Origin of the sequence: Reyranella sp. (assembly GCF_965279625.1) — a bacterium.
In the GTDB taxonomy this organism is placed as follows: domain Bacteria; phylum Pseudomonadota; class Alphaproteobacteria; order Reyranellales; family Reyranellaceae; genus Reyranella.
Map to the genome: position 1 here is coordinate 1393689 of NZ_OZ257251.1, position 20392 is coordinate 1414080.

The 20392-nt window shown below is 65.7% G+C and carries 22 protein-coding genes; 15 read left to right on the forward strand and 7 right to left on the reverse strand.

From position 1 onward, the window contains the following. Positions 1-8: 8 nt before the first annotated feature. The gene (gene acdA, locus ACQY78_RS06765; protein ID WP_428683960.1) at positions 9-1202 is read left to right on the forward strand and encodes a 3-sulfinopropanoyl-CoA desulfinase; all 1194 of its coding nucleotides are present in this window, start codon (positions 9-11) and stop codon (positions 1200-1202) included. 104 nt (positions 1203-1306) lie between these two features. Here acdA and ACQY78_RS06770 read toward each other — a convergent pair whose 3' ends face one another. Genes ACQY78_RS06770 through ACQY78_RS06780 form a run of 3 tightly spaced genes read right to left on the reverse strand, consistent with a single transcriptional unit; the run spans position 1307 to position 2816 of the window. Continuing rightward, entirely contained in the window at positions 1307-1981 is a 675-nt protein-coding gene (locus ACQY78_RS06770) for a hypothetical protein (protein ID WP_428683962.1), read from the reverse strand. Positions 1982-1990: 9 nt separating this feature from the next. Next, positions 1991-2386 (reverse strand): Rrf2 family transcriptional regulator, encoded by a 396-nt coding sequence (locus ACQY78_RS06775; RefSeq protein WP_428683964.1) that lies wholly within the window; start codon positions 2384-2386, stop codon positions 1991-1993. A gap of 10 nt (positions 2387-2396) precedes the next feature. Then, entirely contained in the window at positions 2397-2816 is a 420-nt protein-coding gene (locus ACQY78_RS06780; RefSeq protein WP_428683966.1) for an N-acetyltransferase family protein, read from the reverse strand. Positions 2817-2893: 77 nt separating this feature from the next. Here ACQY78_RS06780 and boxC point away from each other — a divergent pair, with 77 nt between their 5' ends. From boxC to ACQY78_RS06795, 3 genes are all read left to right on the forward strand, one after another. Beyond that, the gene (boxC, locus tag ACQY78_RS06785) at positions 2894-4552 is read left to right on the forward strand and encodes a 2,3-epoxybenzoyl-CoA dihydrolase (RefSeq protein ID WP_428683968.1); all 1659 of its coding nucleotides are present in this window, start codon (positions 2894-2896) and stop codon (positions 4550-4552) included. Positions 4553-4711: 159 nt separating this feature from the next. Next, positions 4712-6130: a benzoyl-CoA 2,3-epoxidase subunit BoxB gene (boxB, locus tag ACQY78_RS06790; RefSeq protein WP_428683970.1), complete on the forward strand. Its 1419-nt coding sequence runs from the start codon at positions 4712-4714 to the stop codon at positions 6128-6130. A gap of 274 nt (positions 6131-6404) precedes the next feature. Then, positions 6405-7151 (forward strand): hypothetical protein, encoded by a 747-nt coding sequence (locus tag ACQY78_RS06795; protein ID WP_428683972.1) that lies wholly within the window; start codon positions 6405-6407, stop codon positions 7149-7151. Between the two features lie 48 nt (positions 7152-7199). Here ACQY78_RS06795 and ACQY78_RS06800 read toward each other — a convergent pair whose 3' ends face one another. Together ACQY78_RS06800 and dctP are read right to left on the reverse strand one after the other, a co-directional pair. Further along, a complete protein-coding gene (locus ACQY78_RS06800) occupies positions 7200-7739 on the reverse strand; it encodes a hypothetical protein (RefSeq protein WP_428683974.1) in 540 nt (179 codons plus the stop codon). A gap of 358 nt (positions 7740-8097) precedes the next feature. Then, a complete protein-coding gene (dctP, locus tag ACQY78_RS06805) occupies positions 8098-9069 on the reverse strand; it encodes a TRAP transporter substrate-binding protein DctP (protein ID WP_428683976.1) in 972 nt (323 codons plus the stop codon). Between the two features lie 231 nt (positions 9070-9300). Here dctP and ACQY78_RS06810 point away from each other — a divergent pair, with 231 nt between their 5' ends. Further along, positions 9301-9909 carry a hypothetical protein gene (locus ACQY78_RS06810; protein WP_428683978.1) on the forward strand — a complete coding sequence of 203 codons (609 nt, stop codon included), beginning with the start codon at positions 9301-9303 and terminating at the stop codon, positions 9907-9909. Between the two features lie 11 nt (positions 9910-9920). Here ACQY78_RS06810 and ACQY78_RS06815 read toward each other — a convergent pair whose 3' ends face one another. Then, positions 9921-10196 carry a hypothetical protein gene (locus tag ACQY78_RS06815; RefSeq protein ID WP_428683980.1) on the reverse strand — a complete coding sequence of 92 codons (276 nt, stop codon included), beginning with the start codon at positions 10194-10196 and terminating at the stop codon, positions 9921-9923. A 187-nt stretch (positions 10197-10383) separates the two neighbouring features. Here ACQY78_RS06815 and ACQY78_RS06820 point away from each other — a divergent pair, with 187 nt between their 5' ends. Then, positions 10384-10761: a hypothetical protein gene (locus ACQY78_RS06820; RefSeq protein ID WP_428683982.1), complete on the forward strand. Its 378-nt coding sequence runs from the start codon at positions 10384-10386 to the stop codon at positions 10759-10761. 197 nt (positions 10762-10958) lie between these two features. On the opposite strand, the gene ACQY78_RS06825 is transcribed toward ACQY78_RS06820, so the two are convergent. Further along, positions 10959-11426, reverse strand: coding sequence for a hypothetical protein (locus ACQY78_RS06825; protein ID WP_428683984.1), 468 nt, complete (start codon positions 11424-11426; stop codon positions 10959-10961). 113 nt (positions 11427-11539) lie between these two features. Here ACQY78_RS06825 and ACQY78_RS06830 point away from each other — a divergent pair, with 113 nt between their 5' ends. From ACQY78_RS06830 to ACQY78_RS06870, 9 genes are all read left to right on the forward strand, one after another. Beyond that, positions 11540-13099 carry a benzoate-CoA ligase family protein gene (locus tag ACQY78_RS06830; RefSeq protein WP_428683986.1) on the forward strand — a complete coding sequence of 520 codons (1560 nt, stop codon included), beginning with the start codon at positions 11540-11542 and terminating at the stop codon, positions 13097-13099. 63 nt (positions 13100-13162) lie between these two features. After that, positions 13163-13816, forward strand: a complete 654-nt coding sequence (locus tag ACQY78_RS06835; protein WP_428683988.1) for a GNAT family N-acetyltransferase — start codon at positions 13163-13165, stop codon at positions 13814-13816. A gap of 56 nt (positions 13817-13872) precedes the next feature. Further along, positions 13873-15000, forward strand: coding sequence for a cache domain-containing protein (locus ACQY78_RS06840; RefSeq protein WP_428683990.1), 1128 nt, complete (start codon positions 13873-13875; stop codon positions 14998-15000). A 46-nt stretch (positions 15001-15046) separates the two neighbouring features. After that, on the forward strand, positions 15047-15727 hold the full coding sequence (locus ACQY78_RS06845) for an adenylate/guanylate cyclase domain-containing protein (protein ID WP_428686330.1): 681 nt from the start codon (positions 15047-15049) through the stop codon (positions 15725-15727). Between the two features lie 65 nt (positions 15728-15792). Beyond that, on the forward strand, positions 15793-16971 hold the full coding sequence (locus ACQY78_RS06850) for an ABC transporter substrate-binding protein (protein ID WP_428683992.1): 1179 nt from the start codon (positions 15793-15795) through the stop codon (positions 16969-16971). A gap of 90 nt (positions 16972-17061) precedes the next feature. Beyond that, positions 17062-17976 carry a branched-chain amino acid ABC transporter permease gene (locus ACQY78_RS06855; protein ID WP_428683994.1) on the forward strand — a complete coding sequence of 305 codons (915 nt, stop codon included), beginning with the start codon at positions 17062-17064 and terminating at the stop codon, positions 17974-17976. Beyond that, positions 17976-18941, forward strand: a complete 966-nt coding sequence (locus ACQY78_RS06860; protein ID WP_428686331.1) for a branched-chain amino acid ABC transporter permease — start codon at positions 17976-17978, stop codon at positions 18939-18941. The genes ACQY78_RS06855 and ACQY78_RS06860 overlap by 1 nt, the downstream gene beginning before the upstream one ends. Then, complete coding sequence (locus ACQY78_RS06865; RefSeq protein WP_428683996.1) at positions 18934-19686, forward strand: ABC transporter ATP-binding protein; 753 nt, start codon at positions 18934-18936, stop codon at positions 19684-19686. The genes ACQY78_RS06860 and ACQY78_RS06865 overlap by 8 nt, the downstream gene beginning before the upstream one ends. Further along, positions 19686-20387 carry an ABC transporter ATP-binding protein gene (locus ACQY78_RS06870; RefSeq protein ID WP_428683998.1) on the forward strand — a complete coding sequence of 234 codons (702 nt, stop codon included), beginning with the start codon at positions 19686-19688 and terminating at the stop codon, positions 20385-20387. Before ACQY78_RS06865 ends, ACQY78_RS06870 begins: the two co-directional genes overlap by 1 nt. Positions 20388-20392: the final 5 nt, after the last annotated feature.

The window sequence follows — 20392 nt, forward strand, 5'->3', positions numbered from 1 at the left end:
CGTCGCCCATGAATCCGTCCGCCCTGTCACCGGAGCAGCTCGAACTGCAGGCCCGCGCCCGCGAACTGGCGGCCGGCCCCGTCACAGACCGCGCCGCCGAGGTCGACCGCACCGAGCAGTACCCGTGGGACAATGTCGAGCTGCTGAAGGACGCCGGGCTGATCGGCATGACGATCCCCAGGCAGTACGGCGGCCAGGGCAAGGGCTGGCTCGACGCCGTGCTCGCCATCGAAGCCCTGTCGTCCGCCTGTGCCGTCACCGGCCGTATCGCCGTGGAGACCAACATGGGCGCCATCAGCGCGGTCATGGCCTACGGTTCGGAAGAGCAGAAGAAGATGGCGGCCGACATGGTCCTGGCCGGCGACAAGCCCGCCATCTGCATCACCGAGCCCGATGCCGGCTCCGACGCCAACGGCATGACCACGCGCGCCGACAAGAAGGGCAACCGCTACGTCCTGAACGGCCGCAAGCACTGGATCACCGGTGGCGGCGTCTCCCGCCTGCACCTGATCTTCGCCAAGGTCTACGACGAGAAGGGCACGTTCGAAGGCATCGGCGGCTTCCTCGCCATCCGCGACGAGACCAAGGGCCTCAAGATCACCAAGCGTGAGCCGACTATGGGTTTGCGTGGCATCCCCGAGGCGGTGATCGACCTCGAGGACATGGACGTCCCGCCCTCGTCCCTCGTGATCCCGCCGCGCGGCCTGAAGAAGGGCTTCGCCGACCTGATGACCGCCTACAACAGCCAGCGGGTTGGCGCGGCCACCGTGGCGCTCGGTATCGCCGACGGCGCCTACCGGCTGGCGCTCGACTGGTCGGAGACGCGGCACCAGTTCGGCCGGCCGATCAACGAGTTCCAGGGCCTGCAATGGAAGCTCGCGGACATGTCGATCAAGCTCTCGGCGTCCCGCGCCCTCGTCTACAACGCCGCGCGCTCGGGCGAAGGCGGCTTCCCCGACATGCTGATGGCCGCCCAGGCCAAGGTCTTCACCTCCGAGAGCGCCATCCAGATCGTCAACGAGGCGCTGCAGTTCTTCGGCGCCCGCGGCTACAGCCGCGAACTGCCGCTTGAACGCATGGCCCGTGACGTCCGCATGTTCACCATCGGCGGCGGCACGGCGGAGGTCCTGCGCAACGTCGTGGCCGGCGCGCTGCTCAAGAAGAAGCTGCCGCAGACGCGCGATGGATGGGACAAGGTCTGATCTCCCCTCTTGTCATCCTGAGCGCAGCGAAGGATCTCCCGCCCGCCACGTAGAGTCGTCCGCCCGCGCGGTGAGGTCCTTCGCTGCGCTCAGGACGACAGCAGCTACCGCCCGAACCGGTTCCATTTGCCGTCGTTGCCGCGCATCAGGACGAACTCCTTGCCCTTCTTCGAAGGATCGTCGCGCGGCGTGCAGGCGATCGAGATCCACGACTGGAAATCCCAGCGCGCCGAACAGCTCTCGCTGTCGCAAGGCAGTTCGATCTCCGCCTCGGCCGCAAGTCCGTCACCCGAAGGCGTAAAGACCGAAAGTGTCCCCCGGGGCGGCTGGAGCGAACAGGCCACCGTCAGGAACCGCGTCTTGTCGGAAGCCCACACTGGCGCACCGTGCACCGTGAAAAGCCGGCCCGTGCGCTTCATCACCAGCGTCCAGGTGAAATCGTCGACACCGGGCGTCCGCACGACATAGAAGCGGCCGGGATCGTCGTAGCGCTCGTAGAGATACTGGTGGCCGGCGTTGCCATAGGGACAGTCCTGCAGCTCGATCGCCGTGCCGCCATCGATCGGCAGCCGCAGCCGATCGCCGTGTCGTGAAACGCTAGGCACGTCGGCCCGGAGGCGTTGCGCTTCCTGCGGCCATTCGGTCGTCCGGCTCTCGCGCTCGTATGCGGGGTTGACAGTACCATTCGCAGCGCAGGCCCTGGGCTCCTCGCCCGTCTGCTGCGCGATCAACATGCCTGGAAACAGTAGCATGGCAAGACAGACCAGACGCGCCAGCATGCGAGCCTCTCAGGTGGGTCGCCTGAGCATCGTCTCCAGGCTCACCGAGCGCAACGTCGCCTCGGCGATTTCATCGATCTCCGTGAGCACCCGTTGCAACGCCGCGCCGATCTCCGTGTCCTCGCCCGCCTCCTTGGCGCGGTTGCCCGGCGCGGGTTCGAACAGGGCGACGATGTCCATCAGCGTAATGCGGCGGCGGTTGCCGGTGAAGCGGTAGCCGCCCGACGCGCCGCGCCCGCCCTGCACCAGGCCGGCGGCAGACAGTGTGCCGAGGACCTTGGCCAGCGAATGCGTCGAGACGCCGAAGCGCTCGGCAAGGTCGGCCGACGACAGGGTCTGCGCGGGATCTCGTGCCAGCTCGAGGATGGCGTAGAGGCCGAGCCGCGTGGCCGTCTGCAGCTTCACGCCCCGCTCCTCATGGGAGTTCCTTGTCGAGTTGCAGTGACGGGCCGGCGACCATGCCCTGGGCGCGGAAGAAGGAGAGGATCAGATGGTCCTTGCGGTCGACCAGGGTGCGCACGCGCGTCACGCCCTGTTCCTTGAAGCGCGCGGCCAGCGCCTCGAACAGCGCGCTGCCCACCCCCTTGAGGCGCGTCTTCGGATCGACCTGGATGGCGAAGACCCAGCCGGCGGCCGGCTGGCCAAACTCCCAGGCGCGGACCTCCCCGGCGATGAAGCCGGCCAGCGCGCCCCTGGCGGTTTCGGCGACCAGGAAATGGCGGTCGGGCGCCAGCCTTTCGCGCCAGTAATCGGGCTTGTCCGATCCAGTCAGCCGCGCATCCAGGGCCGAAATCGAGGGCAGGTCGGAGGCTTGGGCGGGACGGATGGCGGGCATGTCTGGGGAGAGAATGACCTTGCGGCGGGGAAAGTAAATAAGTAATTCAGTACTGAATTACAGAAATAGGGAACGCCATGGACCCCGCCGCCGCGCCCATCGACTTCCGCACCGACCCTTCGCGCTACAAGCACTGGAAGCTCGCGTTCGAGAGCGGCGTCGCCTATCTCACGATGGACGTGAACGAGGAAGGCGGCCTGAAGCCCGGCTACAAGCTGAAGCTCAATTCCTACGATCTCGGCGTCGACATCGAGCTGGCCGATGCCGTGCAGCGCCTGCGCTTCGAGCACCCCGAGATCGGCGCCGTGGTGATCCGCAGCCAGCGCGACCGCATCTTCTGCTCCGGCGCCAACATCAACATGCTCGGCCTCTCGACACACGATCACAAGGTCAACTTCTGCAAGTTCACGAACGAGACGCGCCTGGCCATCGAAGACGCCAGCACCCACTCCGGCCAGACCTACATCTGCTCGATCAACGGCATCGCCGCCGGCGGCGGCTACGAGCTGGCGCTGGCCTGCGAGCAGATCCTGCTGGCCGATGACGGATCGAGTGCGGTGTCGCTGCCCGAGCTGCCGCTGCTGGCGGTGCTGCCGGGCACCGGCGGTCTGACCCGCCTGGTCGACAAGCGCATGGTGCGCCGCGACCATGCCGACTTCTTCTGCACGACGGCCGAGGGCCTGCGCGGCAAGCGGGCGCGCGAGTGGCGTCTCGTTGACCAGCTCATCCCGCCCTCGAAGCTGGTGGAGCAGACACAGAAGATCGCCGAGGAGGTCGCCGGGAAGTCGTCGCGTCCCAAGGATGCCAAGGGCATCGCGCTGCCGACGGTGGAACGGCAGATCGAGGGCGACACGCTCCGCTACGCCAACCTCACCGTCGAGATCGACCGTGAGGGCCGTTCGGCGAAGTTCCGCCTCAACGGCCCCTCCTCCGCGCCGCCTGAAGACGTGCACGCGGCCGGCGCCGCCTTCTGGCCGCTCGCACTGGCCCGCGAGTTCGACGATGCGATGATGCATCTGCGCCTCAACGAGACCGAGATCGGCACCTGGGTGCTGACCAGCCAGGGCGATGCGGCGCTGGTCGAGGCCTATGACGCGCTGCTCGCGCAGAACGCCGACGACTGGCTGGTGCGCGAGATCGTGCTCTACTGGAAGCGCACCCTGAAGCGGCTCGACGTCAGTTCGCGCAGCCTGATCGCGCTGATCGAGCCCGGTTCCTGCTTCACCGGCACCCTGCTCGAGATCGCGCTGGCCGCGGACCGTTCATACATGCTGGACGGCGTGTTCGAGGGCTCGAACCTGCCGGCCGCCACAGTACGGCTCACCGACATGAATTTCGGCCCCTACCCGATGGGCAACGGGCTGACGCGGCTCTCGACGCGCTTTCTCAATGATCCCCGCCATGTCGACACGCTGAAGGACCAGGCCCGCGAACCGCTGGATGCCGCCGCCGCCGACGAGGCCGGCCTCGTCACCTTCACGCCCGACGACATCGACTGGGAAGACGAGGTGCGCCTCGCCGTCGAGGAACGCGCCGGCTTTTCGCCCGACGGGCTGATCGGCATGGAGGCGAACCTGCGCTTCCCCGGCCCCGAGACGATGGAAACCAAGATCTTCGCGCGCCTGTCGGCCTGGCAGAACTGGATCTTCCAGCGGCCCAACGCGACGGGCCCGGAAGGCGCGCTGAAACTCTACGGCACGGGCAAGCAGAGCAAGTACGACCGCAAGCGGGCTTAAGGGATGAACTACCCCAACCTCATCCTGAGGAGCGCTTCGCAGAAGCGCGTCTCGAAGGATGGGCAACAGACAAGGTGCTCGTTCCCACCCTTCGAGACGGCGCTTCGCGCCTCCTCAGGGTGAGGTGATCTCCGGCAAGCAGAACCGAAGGAGGCAGACATGGCCATCGACTACAGCCAGCTCATTCCCAACAACGTCGATCTCTCGTCGGACCGCCGGCTGCAGCGCGCGCTGGAGAACTGGCAGCCGCGCTTCCTCGACTGGTGGAAGGACATGGGCCCCGACGGCACCTCGGCCTTCGACGTCTATCTGCGGACCGCCATCTCCACGGACTCGAACGGCTGGGCGAACTTCGGCTACGTGAAGATGCCCGACTATCGCTGGGGCATCTTCCTGGCCGACCGCGATCCGAACCGCCAGATCGCCTTCGGCGACAACAAGGGCAAGCCCGCCTGGCAGGACGTGCCCGGCGAAATGCGCTCGACGCTGCGCCGCCTGATCGTGACGCAGGGCGACACCGAGCCGGCCTCGGTCGAGCAGCAGCGCCTGCTCGGCAAGACCGCGCCGTCGCTCTACGACCTGCGCAACCTGTTCCAGATCAACGTCGAGGAAGGCCGCCATCTCTGGGCGATGGTCTATCTGCTGCACGCCTATTTCGGCCGCGACGGCCGCGAGGAAGCCGAGGCGATGCTGGAGCGCCACTCGGGCGATCCCGACAAGCCGCGCATCCTGGGCGCCTTCAACGAGGCCACGCCGGACTGGCTGTCCTTCTTCATGTTCACCTACTTCACCGACCGCGACGGCAAGTACCAGCTCGCCTCGCTGGCCGAATCCGGCTTCGATCCGCTGGCCCGCTCCTGCCGCTTCATGCTGACCGAGGAAGCCCACCACATGTTCGTGGGCGAGACCGGCGTCGGCCGCATCCTCCAGCGCACCTGCGAGCTGATGAAGGAGCACAGGACCGACGACGTGCGCAGCCTGGGCGCCATCGACCTGCCGACCATCCAGAAGTATCTCAACTTCCACTTCTCGGTGTCGCTCGACCTGTTCGGCCAGGAAGCCTCGACCAATGCGGCCAACTACTACACGCAGGGCGTGAAAGGCCGCTTCCTCGAAACCCGCATCGACGACGACCACCTGCTCACCAACGCGACCTACGAGATCGAGACGGTCGAGGACGGTCGCATCGTGAAGAAGGCGGTCCCCGCCCTGCAGGCACTGAACGAGCGGCTGCGCCAGGATTACATCGACGACTGCGCCAAGGGTGTGCTGCGCTGGAACAAGGCGATCGAGCGTGCCGGCATCCCGTTCGAGATGACCCTGCCGCACCGCGCCTTCGACCGCCAGATCGGCGCCTTTGCCGGCCTGCGCGTTTCTCCCGACGGCAAGGTCCTGTCCGAAGCCGAATGGAATGCCAACAAGGACAGGTGGCTGCCGACCGACGAGGACCGCGCCTACGTCACCTCGCTGATGGGCGCCGCGGTCACGCAGCCCGGCAAGTTCGCGCACTGGATCGCCCCGCCGGCCCGCGGGATCAACAACCAGCCGGGCGACTTCGAATACGTGCGGTTCAATTAGAAGACGCTGAAAGAAAAACCCGCCTGCGCTTGGGTCGCAGGCGGGTCCAGGGAACCTCTAGGTGTGACAGAGGCTCTGAGGCCGCCCTGGTTGGCGGTAGATCCGACTTTGCCTTAACGGGCTCGATCCGGGTTGTGATCAGACGGTGGCGAACCCCTCCCATGAAGGGCGCTTCACCTCATATGAAGGGCAATTCTTCGCATTGCGCCCAATAGGTGGTGTGAGGCACGTTGCGCAGCCTGATATTCAGAGCGCAACGTTGCGAGGTCCAGCCTTGAGTCCCATCCAGTTTGCCGGGGTCGCCTTCGTCTGCATCATGGCCAGTGCGATCGGCGGCGTCCTCCTGCGGACCCGCCTGCCCGAGCATCACGTCAGCGGCGATTCCAAGGACGTGATCAAGCTCTCGATCGCCCTGGTGGCGACGATGTCGGCCCTCGTACTCGCCCTGCTCTTTGCCTCGACCCGCACCTCGTTCGAACGCACGAGCGCCCTGGTCAGCCGCCTCACGGCCGATATCACCGAACTCGACCGGGTGCTGAAGCACTACGGGCCGGAAGCGCAACCGGTGCGGAAGGCCCTGCGCGCCGAGATTCAGCCGATGATCGATTCGATCTGGCGCGAGCAGGCCATCGCGCGCGGCGTCAATCTGGACGAAGCCAAATCCCCCGAGGAGGAAGTCCTGTTCATGCTGCAGGACCTGCAGCCCAACTCCCCCCGTCAGCGGGCGCTTCAGGCTCGCGCCCTCCAGGTCAGTTCCGATCTCGCGCAGGCGCAGCTTGCGCTGTTCGCCCAGCCAACCGATTCGATCTCGAACACGTTCCTGATTGTCCTGATCGTATGGCTGATGTTCATCTTCGGTATCTTCAGCATTTCCGCACCGCCCAATCCGACCCTGTTCATCGTGATCGCGATTTGCATCCTCTCTGCGTCCGCGGCCTTCTACCTGATCCTGGAACTCGGTTTGCCGTTCGGCGGGCTCATGCAGCTTTCCGAGGAACCGCTGCGCAACGCGCTGAAGTAAGGCGGCCCGCGAGAGGCGCGCACCGGGCGCCCTCTCGCGGGCGCACCTTTACGGTGCCGGCGTCGAAGGTGGCGGACACGCAGTGGCCACGACGCGCATCTTCGAACCATCAGGGTCGATGCAGTCCAGTTCGCGGGGAGCCGGTACAGGTGCTGCCACCGGCACCACGGCGGGGACTGGCTCGGACGGAACAGGGGCGGCGACAGGCGCAGGTGCGGACGGGACCGGGGGCACGTCCGGGATCGACTGGATCGGGACGGGCACGACGGCGCCACATCGTTGCTCGGCCAACGTCGCGAGATATTGCTGACGCGACTGCAGCGCAGCGACTTCCTTGCCAGCGGCATTCTGGAAATCCATTCCGAACCACAATATCGGAATGAGGACGCCGGCAGCGCCAACGATCACGTTCTGGGCAACCTTCTTGCCCTCTTCCGATCCCAGTTCCGAAATTCGCTTGTTGTTTGCCTGCACCTCGGCATTGATCGCGGCGCAGTCCATGTAGCGATCCTGCGCTTGCACCACGGCGACAGGCGCCGGTGCACGTCCCGCACAACCCGCAAGCCCCACCATCAGAGCAGCGGTCATCGCTGTCTTTCCAATAGACATGTTTCTCCCCCGAGTTGTCTTCTTACTGCAACCGCAGAATGTATGACTTAGGGGGTTGCGAGTTGTCTGTAAATATCAACGCAGCACAAAGCGTGGAAATGAGTTCGGCGGATCACCCTCGAACCTCTTCCGGTTGAGCAGAAAGAACGACGGGCACAATGACCGCGCCTGGCGTCAGTCCCGCCGCAAGCTCGCGTGGCACGACCGATGCCTGTTAGCCGCGCAGCTTCGCGAGGGCCGGCACCAGTGCAAAATGCAGCCGATCCTCTCCCTGGCCGATCCCAAGCTGTGAGCTATCAATTCAACGGAGGCGCGCTCGCTTCCTCGTCGACCGTCGCTAGGGTGCCCCCTCGGCCTTGATGCGCTCGATCATCGCCCTGAGCCTCGTGTCTGAAACGGCGGTGGCATGCAGCGGCACCAGCGCCGAGGCAAAGCCCTCATAGTCGATGTCACTCACGGTCAGGACACCTGCCGCTTCGGCCACACGACGCGCCGATGCCTCATGTTCTTCCCGCAGCCGCCGGTAGAAGTCGACCGAATCGCGCGCGGAAGTGCGGATGATCACCCTGTCTTCGCTCGACAGCGTCTCCCAGATCAGCCGGGAGAAAAGCAGGACACTCGGCGGCCTCGCATGCTCCGTGAGGCTGAAGTGCTTCGCCACGCGATGATGTTCCAGGGCAACGAAGGACGACCAGGTTCCGTCGGCCAGGTCGACGACCCCTGCACGCATGGCGGTCGCAACCCTGGACTGAGGCATGGCGACGGCCTGGGCGCCCAAGGCACGCACCATCCGCGACCAGTTGGAGGACGCCTGGACGCGGTACTTCATGCCGCGCAAGTCGGCCGGCTTGCGGATCGGCTTCACGCCATAAGTCGATTTCGGCCCGCTATCGTAGAAGCACAGGCCGATCACGCCCGCGCTCTCGAGCGAAGCCAGGATTTCCTCGCCGATCTGTCCGTCGAGCACCTTCCGCTCGTGCTCGGTCGAGCGGAACAGGTAGGGCAGCGTGAGCACGACGCTGGCCGGTACGGCGCTATTCAACGTGTTGAGACTGATCCGCGCCATGTCGAGGGTGCCGTTGCGGAGCTGGCCCAGCGTGTAATTCTCTGATTCCTGGTCGCCGGCGCCCAGGTTCGACAGGACGAGACGACCGCCGCTGCGTTCGCGAATCAGATCGCCCATGTAGGCGGTGGCGCGCACCATCGGGTAGCTCGACGGATAGATATCCGAAGAGACGATATCCCGTGCCATGGCCGCCTGACCGAACGCCAGCGCGGCAATGATTACTGCAATCGGTACGATACGCATGTTCCAGCCCGTCTTTTAATCTCTGCGTAAGCAACCGAACAGATCGACCAAAGTTGCATCATGCTGGCGATTTTTGCTCACGCTGGCTCCAGCACGCTTCCTAATTCAGAGGCTAGTGCATCCGCTCCCCAGAAGAGCGCATCTACGCCCATCGCGGGGGAATAGCTCGGACTCGTTCCAGGGAACCGGTCATGCGCCGCCTTGTTGCATCTGCTCAAAAGGGAGAATCCCATGAAGACGGTGAACCGATCCTATGACAGCTACGCGCAGGCTCGCGCGGCAGTGGAAGCGGTCGAAAAGGCGGGCATCCCTTCATCCGACGTGAGTTTGATCGCAAATAAGCATGTCAGCGCCGAACACGGGCACGTCGACCATGTCGCTGATACAGCCGCAGGTGCCGGAATTGGCGGTGTCTTGGGCGGAGGCGCCGGCCTGCTGGCGGGTCTTGGGCTCCTGGCGATCCCCGGCCTCGGCCCCGTCGTTGCTGTGGGCTGGCTAGGGGCGATGGCGGTGGGGGCTGCGGCCGGCGTTGCAACCGGCGGCCTGGTGGGCGCCCTGATCGGCGCCGGCGTCGATCAGGAAGAAGCCGCCGTCCTGTCAGAAGCCGTCCGGCGTGGCGGCACACTCGTCACCGTGCGCGTTCCCGATGACGAGGTGGGGCGCATCGAAGGTCTGTTGTCGATTCACCGCCCCACCGACATCGGCGCGCGCGCCGCGACGTGGCGTAAAGAGGGCTGGAAGACATTCGACCCGGACGCGCCCGCCTACCTGCCGAACGAGACCGAGATCGAACGCATGCGCCGCGACTGGCGCGACGAGGGCATGGGCAAACAGGCCTGACGTAAACTCCGTTAGAGCATTCCGCCCGCAACCATATCGAAGCGGGAGCGGATTTCGGAAACCGTGGGAGCCTTGTCCGCCTCCATCTCCGGAAATTCCTTGGCAAGGTCGGCGCGGTCGAACTCGTTGAGATGCAGGTTGGCGGCCGAGTGATCGTCGGGAAGTGCGTTCAGCGCATTGTGGAGGTGAAACAGGTGCCAGTGCGCCGGGCCGGCGACGGCGCCCGATTCGAGATGGGCAAGCCGCTCCTGGAAACGCTGCAGCACCTTCTTACGCTCTTCCGACATGACCAGCCTCCTTCGTCTTATTGCGAGAGTGCGCCACCATACTGCAGGACGCCACGGCAACGCAGCGACAAATCCGACGACGTAAGCTCGGTCCGGCGCGGTGGGAAGAACGTCGTTGCGCTGGTTTCGCAGGAAACTTTCACTGTGACTTTTGCGTTGCTCCGTTACGAACAAAGGAGCCCTGATCATGCAAAAGCTCAGCATCGCCCTGGTCATTGGCGGCCTCACTTTGATGCCGCTGTCTGCCATCGCTCAGAACCTCGCCTCCGCCCCGCTGACGGCGCCCGTCGTCAGGTCGGATCATCTGGTGTTCATGGGGAGCACCGCGGATCGCGTCCCTCTGTCGGCCATGGAGACCGTGCGGTCCGCTGCCGACGCAGCGAAGCAGTCGCCCATACGTATCGAGGGACGTGCCGACTATGCCAACGCGGTCAAGCAGGAGCTGGTTCGGCAGGGAGCGCCTGCCGCCTCCATAAGCATCAGGCCCGTTCCGGCTCAACCATTGGCCAAGGCCGGTGATGGCCTGTCTGTTGCCACCGATCGCGGTGTGACCCTGCGCTTCTAGGATACGTCGCCAATGCCGCAAAGAGCCCGCCCAGTAACCTGGGCGGGTTCGTTTTTGAGGGGAATGAAAGAAGGAAAACCCGCCCTGACATGGTCAGGGCGGGTTCCTGCAGCCCCTCGGGGGAGAGGGACGGCTACTGTAGCCGTCGAAGGCCGCAACTACACAACGCAGTGGCACGCAGAAGGTTGCGAGAAAACTTATTCAGTCGAGACGCGGCCCTCTCGGTCGACGGTCAGAACCACTTCGACCTGTCCTCTCAAGGCACGGGCTCGCCAGGTTCCGTCGGAGCCTGCCACCAGGTTCTTCACCGATCTGTAACCGTCCGCCTCGATGGCGCTTTTCGCGAAGCTGCCGCCCTCGACGTCGGTCCCGGCCGCCAGTGCCGGCATTGCAACCGCGCCGCCTTCGGCCGTTTGGGGGACGATCACGGGCGGTCGTTCTCGCATATGCAGGGGAACCGGCGCCTGGCGAGCTTCCATGGGCGGTCTGACGCCCGAAGTTTCCACGACAGGCTTCATGGCCTGTGGTGCAGGGTCGGAAGCCGTCGCTGCCTTGGCGGACGACCGTAAAGGGGCTCCGTCAGGCAACGGGGCGACGATATGTGCCGCAGTTACGGCAGTCAGCAACATTGCGGAAGCGAGAACAAAAACGACGCCTTGCTTCATGGAAGATCCGTCCTGGAGTTTGCGGCCAGACAACGCCGAACGGGTCGGAAGCGTTGCGAGACTCTCGCCTGATCAGTATCGAAGAGGTTCAGAATCCTCACCGGGTCCCCGACATGGCGCTTTCGTCAGGCATTTCCTTCTCTTCCACCCACACGGTCGAACTCCCAGCCCGCTTCAATGCGGCGGTGCCCTTCATCGACCGTCACCCCCTGGAAGGCCGGGGCGCAAAGGCCGCGATCCTGACGCGTGAAGAGACGGTGACCTATGCAGCGCTCGCGGAGCGGGTGAATCGGACGGGCAACGCGCTGCTCGCGTTCGGGCTGAAACCCGGCGACCGGCTGCTGATGGTCGTCAAGGACTGTCCGGCCTTCTTCTATCTGTTCTGGGGAGCCATCAAGGCGGGCATCGTGCCGGTACCGCCCAACACCCTGCTGCGGGCATCCGACTATGCCTACATGATCGAGGACTCGGGCTGTCGACTCGTCGCCTATTCATCGGAGTTCACCGGTGAAATCGAGCCGGCACTTAAGCAGCTCGCGGAAAAGGCGCCGAAGGCGATGACGGTCGACGCCTTCCTGGCCGAGATGGGCAAGGCCTCGCCGACGCTCGAGGCCCGGCTTGCCGCCCCGGAGGATGATTGCTTCTGGCTCTATTCTTCGGGCTCGACCGGCCGTCCCAAGGGCGCGGTCCACGCGCAGCGTGACATGGTGGTCACCAGCGAACTCTATGGCGTGCGGGTGCTGGGCGTCACCGAGCAGGACATCAGCTATTCCGCCGCCAAGCTCTTCTTCGCCTATGGCCTCGGCAACGGCATGACCTTCCCGCTGTGGGTCGGCGGCACTGCCGTCCTCGACGATCGCCGGCCGACACCGGACACCACCTTCTCCAACATCGAGACCTTCAAGCCTACGATCTTCTACGGCGTGCCGACGCTCTATGCCGCGCAGCTCGCCGCCCTCGAAACCACCAGGCGCGACCTCTCCAGCCTGCGCGCCTGCGTCTCGGCGGGAGAAGCCCTGCCCGGCGACATGTTCCGCCGCTGGAAGGAACAGACCGGCACGACCATCCTCGACGGCATCGGTTCGACCGAGGCGCTCCACATCTTCATCGGCAACCGGCTCGACGATTTTCGGCCAGGGACCAGTGGCAAGCCGGTGCCGGGTTACGAGGTCCGCATCCTCGACGAGAACGGGGACCCGGTAGCGAAGGGCGAAAGCGGCCGCCTGTGGATCAAGTCGGAGTCGGCGGCGAAGTATTACTGGAACAAGCCCGAGAAGACGGCCGAGACGATGGTCAACGGCTGGCTCAACACCGGCGATACCTATCGCGAGGACGAAGACGGGTATTTCATCTACGAGGGCCGCAGCGACGACATGCTGAAGGTCGGCGGCATCTGGTGCTCGCCGGTCGAGATCGAGAACTGTCTGGTGGGCTACCCCGCGATCCTCGAAGCCGCGGTCATCGGCCATGCCGATGAGCAGGGTCTCATCAAGCCCAGGGCGATCGTCGTGCTGAAGCAGCAGGGCGACGCTGGCGCCGCGCTGACCGACGCGCTGATGGCCCACTGCAAGAAGACGCTCGCGCCGTACAAGTATCCGCGCTGGGTCGAATACGTCCCCGAGCTGCCCAAGACCGCCACCGGCAAGATCCAGCGCTTCAAGCTGCGGGGTTAGGTGTATGCCGGTCGTCCCGACAAGAGAGGGCGGCTTCCAGCCCGACTTCCTCCCGTCGATCCAGTGAGCGACGCTCCGCAGATCCGACCTTTCAACGCAGGCGACCTCGACGCCTGCTACGCGATCTCACTTGCGACGGGTCATGCCGGTGGCGATGCCTCGCACCTCTATCGCGACTCGAAGATGATGGGGCACATCTACATCGCGCCCTATGCCTTGCTCGAACCCGGCCTCACCTTGATCGCGGAGGATCGTGACGGCGTTGCGGGCTTCGTCGCCGGTGTCGTCGACACCGCCGCCTGGGAAGAGAGACTGGAGCGCGAATGGTGGCCCCCTCTCCGCCGACGCTACGCCGATCCGGTCGACGTACCTCCCGACAGGCAAACCGCCGACCAGCGCCGCGCGTCGATGATCCACCATCCCGCCCCAACGCCGGTCGAGATCGTCGCGCGCTTTCCCGCGCACCTGCACATGAACCTGCTGCCCCGCCTGCAGCGGCGTGGCGTCGGATCGTTGCTTCTTGGAACCTGGTTGTCAGCGGCGGGCGCGCGCGGCGCACTGTCGTTTCACGTCGGCCTCAACCGCATGAACAGGGACGCACTCCGCTTCTGGTCCAGGCAGGGCTTCTCGGCCCTCGCCCTCAAAGCCCGCGTCGAAGGCCGGACCTGCTGGATGGGACGCGACACCGCCCCGCAGGATAATCAAGTTATTGTGTAGGCCTCGCACCTAGCCCGCCACTTTTTCGTCGCGGCTTCGTGGAAGCATGAGCGTCCATGGTGCTTCCGAAGAACTCCGAGACGCCCGGCTGGCCGATCGCGCGCCTGTTGCCGGCGTTGATGGTCGGCCTGGTCTTCGTCTCCATCGCACCGGTGATCGTCGTCGCCTGGTTGGCCGCGCAGAGCAATCTCGACGCCTCCTCCCTGCAGCGCGCCGAAGTGACGATCGACCTGATCGAGCGCCGGCTAGAGGCGCATCTGAGGCCGGTGCAGAACCAGCTCACCTATCTCAGCGAAGCCATCGCCCGCGGCGAGGTCGATTTCGACGACCGCGAGCAGTGGCGCATCTTCGCGCTGGGCACGCTGGCGGCGGTGCCGCAGACCGTCGGCTTCGTCGTGCTGCCGGTGGAGGGCGAGCCCACGCGCTTCGTCCGCGCCGACCGGACCATGCGGCCCGAGCGGCGCGAGAACGTGCGCGGGGCCGAGGCGCTTCTGGACCGAGCGCGCACCATGGACGGTCCCGGCTGGGGAGAGCCCGTCTGGTCGTTCGTCGTGGGTGAGCCGATCCTGCCGATCATCGTGCCGGTGCGCGTGCGCGGCGAGTTCCGCGGCGTCATCGGCGCGGCGATCGGCACGACCGACCTGTCGCGCTTCCTGAAAGAGATCGAGCTAACCGGCGAGCGCACGCCGTTCATCCTGGCCGGCCGAAACGAGGTCCTGGCCCATCCCAAGCTCGCAAAGACGCTGAACGGCGATGCCCGCGCCCAGACCCGTCTGGTCACATTGGAGCCAGACCCGTCTGGTCACATTGGAGGAAGTCGGCGATCCCGTGCTCGCTTCCGTCTGGGCGCCCGATCCCAATCCGCTGTCATGGGACCGGCCCGATGCCCGCGTCGAAGGCCATTGGAACTGGGTTGGCGAGCGCTCCTTCGCCTGGATACGGCGCAACGTCGAGGCCTACGCGCCGGCCGAGTTGATCGTGGGCTATCACGAAGCCGGCCGCGAATCGGCGTGGGCGCGCTGGATCGTGCGCAGCATCCTGATCGCCGGCGGCGTGCTGATGATCCTTACCGGGCTGGCGGCGATCTATCTCGGCAGGCGCCTGGCAGAGCCCATCCTGGCGCTCGCCGGCGCGGCGAGCGCCGTCGAACATCTCGACCTCGACAACGTGCCCACCCTGCCTAGGAGCCGCGTACGCGAGATCAGCCGTGCAAACCATGCCTTCGAACGCATGGCCCGCGGCCTCGAACTCTCGGCGACCTACCTGCCCCGCGCCCTCGTGGCACGGCTGACCGCGCAGCAAGGCAGCCTGCCGGTCAACGAGGATCGTGCCGTCACCATCCTGTTCAGCGACCTCGAGGGCTACAGCGCCTACGCGCGCGACCGTCCGGCCGCCGAAACGGCGGCCTACCTGAACGATCTCCTGTCGCGCATCGGCCCGGCCATCGAGGCGAGCGGTGGCACCATCGACAAGTATATCGGCGACGGGCTCATGGCCTTCTGGGGCGCGCCCGATTCGATCCCCGACCACGCCCGGATCGCCTGCCAGGGCGCCCTGGCGGTCGCCAAGGAGGTCGAGACATTCAACATCGAACGCCGGGCGCGTGGCCTGCACGCCTGCCGCATGCGCATCGGCCTGCACACCGGCACGGTGCTGGTCGGCAATATCGGCTTTGCCGGCCGGGTCGATTACACCGCGATCGGCGAAGCGGTGAACGTCGCCTCGCGGCTGGAGCAGTTCGGCCGAAGCGCGCCGCGCGACGGCGAGGTCACCATCGTGGCGAGTGCGAGCTGCCGCGAGGCGGCCGGGACCGGATTTGCCTGGGCGATCCTCGATGGTGCCCCGGCCGACATCGCCGCCACGGCAACCCTGCCCCTCGCTACGCTGAGAGCCTCGGCGACCGTCCATTAAGCGATTGTTGGACCCTGCATTTTCCGCTTTTATAGCCGCCAACGGAAAACAGGGAGCGACGGCTCATGAAGAACAAATTGATGGGGACCGCAACACTTGCGGCGGCGATGGCGGTCGGCCTGCCGGCGATGGCACAGAGCCCGATCAAGGTTGGTTTCGTCAGCACCTTTTCCGGCCCCCAGGCTGCGATCGGCGAGGACATGCGCCGCTCGGTCGAACTCGCCAAGGAGCATCTCGGCGGCAAGATGGGCGGCAAGCCCTTCGAGATCGTCTACGAGGACGACCAGTTCAAGCCGGACGTCGGCAAGGCGCGCTCCGAGAAGCTCGTCCAGCAGGACAAGGTGAACTTCATCGCGGGCTACATCTGGTCGAACGTGCTGCTGGCCTCCTACAAGACCGTGGTCGACGAGGGCGACACGATCCTGATCTCGGCCAATGCCGGCCCCTCGCAGATCGCGGGCGAGCTCTGCAACAAGAACTTCTTCTCGACCTCGTGGCAGAACGACCAGACGCCGATGGCGATGGGCGAGTATCTCAACACCAAGGGCGTGAAGAGCCTCTACCTGGTCGGCCCCAACTACGCCGCCGGCAAGGACATGCTCGCGGGCGTGAAGCGCACCTACAAGGGCAAGATCGTCAGCGAAGACTTCACCAAGTGGCCCGACCAGCTCGACTTTTCGGCCGAGATGACCAAGATCGCCGCCGCCAAGCCGGACGGCATCTTCATCTTCTATCCCGGCGCGCACGGCGTTCAGTTCGTGAAACAGTGGGCGCAGTCGGGCCTCAACAAGACGGTGCCGCTCTACCAGGTGTTCTCGATCGACGCGATCACCCTGCCGCAGCAGGGTGACCTCGCTCTGGGCACGCTGGGCGCCCAGGAATGGGTCAACGACCTGCCGAACGAGGCCAACAAGAAGTACGTCGAGGACTTCAAGAAGAAGCACGGCACCTACCCGTCCTACTACGGCGCGCAGAGCTACGACGCGATCATGCTGATGGCCTCGGCCGCCGAGGCGCTGAAGGGTGACCTGTCGAACAAGGACAAGGTCCGGGCCGAAATGAAGAAGGCCAACTTCAAGTCGGTGCGGGGCGACTTCAAGTTCGGCAACAACAACTTCCCGATCGAGAATTTCTACATCCAAGAAACGGTCAAGGACCCGCAGGGCATGATGACGGTGAAGACCATCGCCACCGCCGTTAAGGACGCGGTCGATCCCTTCGCCGAAAAATGCCCGATGAAGTAGGGATCATGTTCCTCCCCATTTGAATGGGGAGGAAGACTATTGGGAGCGCGGCAACGCGCTCCCGTTTTGTTTGAGAGCGTGACGGAATAGATGGACTATCTGCTGCTCCAGGTGCTGAACGGCGTGCAGCTCGGCCTGCTGATGTTCCTGCTCGCCGCCGGCCTGACCCTGACCTTGGGCATCATGGACCTGGTCAACCTGGCGCACGGCTCGCTCTACATGATGGGCGCCTACATCGCCTGGACCCTGATCGGCGTCACCGATTCCTTCGTGCTGGGCGCACTGCTTGCGCTGCCCGCGACTTTCCTGCTGGGCGTGGTCGTCGAGGCCGTGGTGATCCGAAAGCTCTACGCGCGCGACCATCTCACCCAGGTGCTGGCGACCTTCGGCCTGATCCTCTTCTTCAACGAGCTGGTGCGCGCGCTCTGGGGCCCCGCCGGCAAGAGCATCGCGGTGCCGGGCTTCCTGAACCGCACCATCGAGATCCTGCCGGGCGTGCCCTACCCGGCCTACCGCTTCGCCATCATCGTGGTGGGCGCGCTCGTGGCGATCCTGCTGGCCTGGCTGGTGGCGCGCACGCGGCTCGGCATGCTGATCCGCGCCGGCGCCTCGAACCGCCGCATGATCGGCGCGCTGGGCGTCAACATCGAGCTCCTGTTCAGCCTGGTCTTCGGCCTCGGCGCGGTGTTCGCGGGCCTGGCCGGGCTGATGTCCGCCCCTATCGCCTCGGTGCGGATCGGCATGGGTGACGACATCCTGATCCTGGCCCTCGTGATCATCGTCATCGGCGGCATCGGCTCGATCAAGGGCGCCTTCATCGCCGCCATGGTGGTCGGCCAGATCGACATCGTGGGCCGCGCCTTCCTGCCCGACATCCTCAAGACCTTCATGAGCTCCAGCGCCGCCTCGAGCGCCGCGCCCGCCATCTCCCAGGTGATGGTCTACGTGCTGATGGCCGTGGTGCTGGTGTGGCGACCGACCGGCCTGTTCGGCCAGCGCACATGATGGCCGCTCTCCGCACGCCGCGCGGGATCGCGACGGCCCTGATCCTCGTGGTGCTGGCAGCCCTGCCGCTGCTCACCCAGGCCTTCGACCAGCGCTATCTCCTGTCGATCGGCACGCGCATCGTCATCTGGTCGATCGCCGCGGTCAGCCTCAACATGATCCTGGGCTATGGCGGGCTGGTCAGCTTTGGCCATGCGATGTTCTTCGGCATCGGCGGCTATGCGGTCGGCATCCTGTCCGCCCACGGTATCTCCAGCGGCTGGATCCAGTGGCCCGTCGCCCTGCTCGCGGCCACCGCCTGGGCCGTCGTGATCGGCGCGCTGTCGCTGCGAACCCGCGGCCTCTACTTCATCATGATCACGCTCGCCTTCGCCCAGCTCGTCTACTATGTGGGCAGCGGGCTCGAAGCCTATGGCGGAGACGACGGGCTCAACATCAGCCGCAGCCGCTTCCCCGGCCTGATCGACCTGCGCGACAAGGCGAACTTCTACTGGCTGTGCTTCGCCCTTCTCTGCGCCAGCCTGTGGTTCTGCGGCCGCTACGCCAACTCCCGCTTCGGCCTGGTGATCCGCGGCGCCAAGTCGAACGAGCTTCGCATGACCGCGCTGGGCTTCCCGGTGTTCCGCTACCGGCTGGCGGCGTTCACGATCTCCGGCGCGTTCGGCGGCCTCGCCGGCATCCTGCTCGCCAACGAGGGTGCCTACATTTCGCCCGCGATGATGTCGTGGATGAAGTCGGGCGACTTGATCGTCATCGTCGTGCTGGGCGGCATGGGCACGCTGTTCGGCCCGCTCTACGGCACCATCGCCTTCTTCGTGCTGGAGGAGGCGCTGCCGCCGATCCTCAACCTCGCCCACAAGGGATGGGGCGAATATTGGATGATCGTGTTCGGCCCGCTGCTGGTCCTGATCGCGCTCTACGCGCGCGGCGGCATCGATTCCTTGCTGGGGCGCCGCCATGACTGACCCCCTGCTGCGCACCGAGGGGCTCGTGAAGCGCTATGGCGGCCTGCTGGCCACCGACAATGTGTCGATCGACGTCCGGCCGGGCGAGATTCACGCGCTGATCGGCCCGAACGGCGCCGGCAAGACCACCCTGATCCATCAGCTCACCGGCGTGGTCGCTCCCGATTCCGGTGCCATCCATTTCGCCGGTCGCGACGTCACCCGCCTGCCGACCCATGCGCGTGTGCGGCTGGGGCTCGGCCGCTCCTTCCAGATCACCTCAGTGCTGCGCGAGTTCACGGCGCTGGAGAACGTGGCCCTCGCGGTGCAGGGCCATGCCGGCCACTCCTTCCGCTTCCTGGTCGATGCCCGCCAAGACGAGAGGCTGCGCGGCCCCGCCCGCCGCCTGCTCGAAGAGGTCGGGCTGGGCGAGCGCGCCGACACCCTCGCCGCGTCCCTTAGCCACGGCGAGCAACGCCAGCTCGAGATCGCCATGGCGCTGGCCGGCGATCCGCGCCTGCTGCTGCTCGATGAGCCGATGGCCGGCATGGGCGTCGAGGAGAGCCAGCGGCTGATCGGCTTCCTCCAGGCGCTGAAGCAGAAGCACGCCATGCTGCTGATCGAGCACGACATGGACGCGGTGTTCCAGCTCGCCGACCGCATCACCGTCCTGGTCTATGGCCGCGCTATTGCCAGCGGCACGCCCGATCAGATCCGGGCGAACAAGGACGTACGCCAGGCCTATCTCGGCGAGGAGATGGCCTGATGCTGAAGGTCCGCGAACTCGACGCCTTCTACGGTCCCAGCCAGGCGCTGTTCGGCATGGAACTGCGCGTCGATGCCGGCGAGGTCGTGACCCTGATGGGCCGCAACGGCATGGGCAAGACGACCACCGTGCACACGATTATGGGCCTGCTGCCGGCGCGCCGCGGCGCGGTCGAGTTCGAGGGCGTCCGGGTCGAGGGGCTGCCCGCCTTCCGCATCGCCCGGCTCGGCCTCGGGCTGGTGCCCGAGGGACGCCAGATCTTCCCCAACCTCTCGGTGCGCGAGAACCTTTTGGCCGCCAGCGCCAACCGCACGGCGCGGCCAAGCCCGTGGACCATCGCGCGGGTCTTCGAGTTCTTCCCGCGACTGGCCGAGCGCCAGCGCAACATGGGCAACCAGCTCTCGGGCGGCGAGCAGCAGATGCTGGCGATCGGACGCGCCCTGATGACCAACCCCAAGCTCCTGATCCTCGACGAAGCGACCGAGGGGCTAGCACCGCTGATCCGGCAGGAAATCTGGTCCTGCCTCGGCCGGCTGAAGAACGATGGTCAGGCGATCCTGGTCATCGACAAGAACGTGTCGGCCCTGATCCCGCTGGCCGACCGCCACCACATCGTCGAGAAGGGCCGGGTCGTCTGGGTCGGCTCGTCCCAGGCCCTGGCCGGGGACAAGGACCTGCAGCACAGGTATCTTGGCGTTTGATCCTG

What these genes read in the sequence shown, in the direction of transcription:
- acdA (WP_428683960.1), top strand. Translation starts at nt 9, where the DNA reads ATGAATCCGTCCGCCCTGTCACCGGAGCAGCTCGAACTGCAGGCCCGC.
- ACQY78_RS06770 (WP_428683962.1), bottom strand. Translation starts at nt 1,981, where the DNA reads ATGCTGGCGCGTCTGGTCTGTCTTGCCATGCTACTGTTTCCAGGCATG.
- ACQY78_RS06780 (WP_428683966.1), bottom strand. Translation starts at nt 2,816, where the DNA reads ATGCCCGCCATCCGTCCCGCCCAAGCCTCCGACCTGCCCTCGATTTCG.
- boxC (WP_428683968.1), top strand. Translation starts at nt 2,894, where the DNA reads ATGGACCCCGCCGCCGCGCCCATCGACTTCCGCACCGACCCTTCGCGC.
- boxB (WP_428683970.1), top strand. Translation starts at nt 4,712, where the DNA reads ATGGCCATCGACTACAGCCAGCTCATTCCCAACAACGTCGATCTCTCG.
- ACQY78_RS06800 (WP_428683974.1), bottom strand. Translation starts at nt 7,739, where the DNA reads ATGACCGCTGCTCTGATGGTGGGGCTTGCGGGTTGTGCGGGACGTGCA.
- dctP (WP_428683976.1), bottom strand. Translation starts at nt 9,069, where the DNA reads ATGCGTATCGTACCGATTGCAGTAATCATTGCCGCGCTGGCGTTCGGT.
- ACQY78_RS06810 (WP_428683978.1), top strand. Translation starts at nt 9,301, where the DNA reads ATGAAGACGGTGAACCGATCCTATGACAGCTACGCGCAGGCTCGCGCG.
- ACQY78_RS06815 (WP_428683980.1), bottom strand. Translation starts at nt 10,196, where the DNA reads ATGTCGGAAGAGCGTAAGAAGGTGCTGCAGCGTTTCCAGGAGCGGCTT.
- ACQY78_RS06820 (WP_428683982.1), top strand. Translation starts at nt 10,384, where the DNA reads ATGCAAAAGCTCAGCATCGCCCTGGTCATTGGCGGCCTCACTTTGATG.
- ACQY78_RS06825 (WP_428683984.1), bottom strand. Translation starts at nt 11,426, where the DNA reads ATGAAGCAAGGCGTCGTTTTTGTTCTCGCTTCCGCAATGTTGCTGACT.
- ACQY78_RS06830 (WP_428683986.1), top strand. Translation starts at nt 11,540, where the DNA reads ATGGCGCTTTCGTCAGGCATTTCCTTCTCTTCCACCCACACGGTCGAA.
- ACQY78_RS06840 (WP_428683990.1), top strand. Translation starts at nt 13,873, where the DNA reads ATGGTGCTTCCGAAGAACTCCGAGACGCCCGGCTGGCCGATCGCGCGC.
- ACQY78_RS06845 (WP_428686330.1), top strand. Translation starts at nt 15,047, where the DNA reads ATGGCCCGCGGCCTCGAACTCTCGGCGACCTACCTGCCCCGCGCCCTC.
- ACQY78_RS06850 (WP_428683992.1), top strand. Translation starts at nt 15,793, where the DNA reads ATGAAGAACAAATTGATGGGGACCGCAACACTTGCGGCGGCGATGGCG.
- ACQY78_RS06855 (WP_428683994.1), top strand. Translation starts at nt 17,062, where the DNA reads ATGGACTATCTGCTGCTCCAGGTGCTGAACGGCGTGCAGCTCGGCCTG.
- ACQY78_RS06860 (WP_428686331.1), top strand. Translation starts at nt 17,976, where the DNA reads ATGGCCGCTCTCCGCACGCCGCGCGGGATCGCGACGGCCCTGATCCTC.
- ACQY78_RS06865 (WP_428683996.1), top strand. Translation starts at nt 18,934, where the DNA reads ATGACTGACCCCCTGCTGCGCACCGAGGGGCTCGTGAAGCGCTATGGC.
- ACQY78_RS06870 (WP_428683998.1), top strand. Translation starts at nt 19,686, where the DNA reads ATGCTGAAGGTCCGCGAACTCGACGCCTTCTACGGTCCCAGCCAGGCG.